Below are 2,402 nucleotides of genomic sequence, written 5' to 3'. Positions count from 1 at the left end.
GCGGCCTACAACGCGGTGACCGAGCGGCTGGACCACAAGTCCCCGGTGTTCGGCAGCCGCGATGTCGCCACCGTCCGCGCCGAGCGCGCCCTGCTGGATGACCACGACAACGCCAAGCTCAAGGCCCGTGCCTTCCGGATGCTGGCCGCCGCCTAACACCCCGGCGTCCGGTACGGCCCCGATACGGGGGCCGTACCGGCCCCGCCGGACGGCACAGCATGACACGGGCGGACGGCCCGCCACACGCCCCGGCCCGACCAGACCTCGGCACCTACCCCGGCCCGATGCCCCATGCCGTGGCGGCGCGGGCACGGCACGGGCCCACCCCCGGACACCCGCCCCCGGATACCGCGCCACGCCCCGCCCCCGTGCCGGACACCCATGTTCCACGCCCTACCAACCCCGACCGTGAAGGAGATCATCACCATGGGTCGACTCGAAGACCTCGCCAGCCAGCACGCCACCAACGCCCGCCACGCGCTGGGCGAAGCCCTCGACCGTGTCTGCTCCCTCGATGACGAGGGAAACCTCGACGACGCCACCCTCGCCCGCATCGCCCACACCTACCACCGCCTGGCCTGGTGGCAGCAGGTCACCGACCTCACCCACGGCATCGAGAACACCCTCGACGGCGGGACCGCGATTCTGACCGTGCGGCAACACGCCCGGGAGTTCCTGATCAGCGCCCTCACCACGCCACCCGCGCCAACCGCACCGGCCGCACCGGCCGCCCACCCGGATGACACCTACGGCGGACACGCCGGACCCCTGCCCGACCCGTGGACCACGCCCCCCGTCTTCTAGCCCCAGCCGGGATACGGCCATGACCTCGAATCCCGTCCGCCCGGCAGCGCGGGGACCGCCCCGCGCCGCCACCCGGACAACCCCACCCACGCCCCCTCACCCCTCGCAAGTCCATGTCACCGACGAAAGGACCACCTCCATGAACGACCTCTACGAGCCCGGCCCTCTCCCCCCCCCATACGGCGCGCCCGGCCGCGCCGCACCCGGCTCGGACCTCACCACCGGCGGACCGGTCGAGGAGGCGGGGTGCTCGGTCGATGAACTGACCGCCGAGAAGATCACCGAAGCCCGGCACGCCTACTACACAGCGGCGGCCGAAGCCGTCGCCGCCCTGCAGAACGGCGAGTTTCTCTCCGCCGAGCAGCTGTTCGCCGCCGCCTACGCCCAGACCAGCCGCGCCTGGTGGGACGTGGTCGACGGACAGATCACCCTCAAGCGGCTGGCCTGCGACCACGCCTTGCGGCGCGTGCGCACCATGGCCCGCCACTTCCTGACCAACGAAGCCCCCGCCAGACGACCGGGAACCCTCTTCGATCACGCCCTCGCCCACGCCGCCCGCATGGCCGCCCGCGACTTCCTCACCGCCAGCGGCGAACTCCTCACCCACCACCTCGCCGAGTCCGGCGACGAAGGCGACCAACCGCCGTCGGACACGCCGTGAATCCCCAACCGACCCCATCAGCGTCGCCCGGCGCTGACGTCACCACCCCACGAAAGGACACCCCTGTGAGCGACCACCCGCAGCACCCCGACACCCCGAAACCCCCACCCGACACCGAACCCGACGCAACCACCAACATGCTCGACCCTGCGCCTGCGCAGGGTAAGGCACTGTCGCTGGAGGCGATCATCGAACAGGCCCGCGCGACGCGGCGGCGCACCAGCGAGGACTTCACCCAGAAACTAATCCGGGGGGAGTATCTGAGCGGCGAGCAGTTCTACGACACCCTGCGCGCCCAGACGCTCGCGACCTGGTGGCTGCTGGTCGAGCGGCACATCCGGCACGCGAGCGGCGGCCTGCCCCTGGAACAGACGCTGGCCAAGTTCGCGTCCTGGATCAGCTCCTACCTCGACAACAACGACGCCACACCGGATGTCGCCCTGTCCGTGGGCGTCCTGGGGCCGGAGGTCGAGCACGAGTTCGCCCTCATTCATCTCAACCGGGCCTGGGACCTGATCCGGCGAGACGCGGCCCGGACCTTCATCGCTCAAGCCGAGGCACTCGCGCCGGCCTCCGCGGGGCCCGAGCAGGCTCCCTTCAGCTCGGCCGGTGACGAGGGGATGGCATGAGCGGCCACACCGCCAGCGGTGAGCCTGCCACCGCCGCCTCGCACCAGCCGGGTACGAGGGTCTCCGCTTCTGGGCGGGCCGACCGCTCGCGGGTGGAGTTCTTCCAGATGATGGCCTGGCGATGGGACATCACCAAAGCCAAGAAGCTCACTCAGGGCCGCGCGCCGCAGGGCCGGATCGAACCCTGCGAATGGGCAGGCATGCTCCAACTGGTCTCCATCAACCACGAGCACGCCGCCCAGACGGATCTGTCCGAGCCGCTGATCGTGGCCACCGTGCCGAACGGCGGCATGCTGATCATCGACGGC

General features: G+C 71.1%; 4 protein-coding genes. All 4 read left to right on the top strand.

What is annotated here, in order from left to right:
- Window positions 1-426: 426 nt before the first annotated feature.
- The gene (locus ACFWYW_RS59255; RefSeq protein WP_379627917.1) at window positions 427-804 is read left to right on the top strand and encodes a hypothetical protein; all 378 of its coding nucleotides are present in this window, start codon (window positions 427-429) and stop codon (window positions 802-804) included.
- 139 nt (window positions 805-943) lie between these two features.
- Window positions 944-1,465: a hypothetical protein gene (locus ACFWYW_RS59250; protein WP_379627919.1), complete on the top strand. Its 522-nt coding sequence runs from the start codon at window positions 944-946 to the stop codon at window positions 1,463-1,465.
- Between the two features lie 65 nt (window positions 1,466-1,530).
- The gene (locus ACFWYW_RS59245) at window positions 1,531-2,094 is read left to right on the top strand and encodes a hypothetical protein (protein ID WP_379627921.1); all 564 of its coding nucleotides are present in this window, start codon (window positions 1,531-1,533) and stop codon (window positions 2,092-2,094) included.
- Window positions 2,091-2,402: hypothetical protein (locus tag ACFWYW_RS59240; protein ID WP_379641479.1), on the top strand; the 312-nt coding region annotated here is incomplete at its 3' end. The genes ACFWYW_RS59245 and ACFWYW_RS59240, both read left to right, overlap by 4 nt.

The sequence above is a fragment of the Nonomuraea sp. NPDC059023 genome (assembly GCF_042740095.1).
In the GTDB taxonomy this organism is placed as follows: Bacteria; Actinomycetota; Actinomycetes; order Streptosporangiales; family Streptosporangiaceae; genus Nonomuraea.
Note: the sequence above shows the minus strand (reverse complement) of the source record. Positions and strands in the feature narration are given on the sequence as shown.

What these genes read in the sequence shown, in the direction of transcription:
- ACFWYW_RS59255 (WP_379627917.1), top strand. Translation starts at nt 427, where the DNA reads ATGGGTCGACTCGAAGACCTCGCCAGCCAGCACGCCACCAACGCCCGC.
- ACFWYW_RS59250 (WP_379627919.1), top strand. Translation starts at nt 944, where the DNA reads ATGAACGACCTCTACGAGCCCGGCCCTCTCCCCCCCCCATACGGCGCG.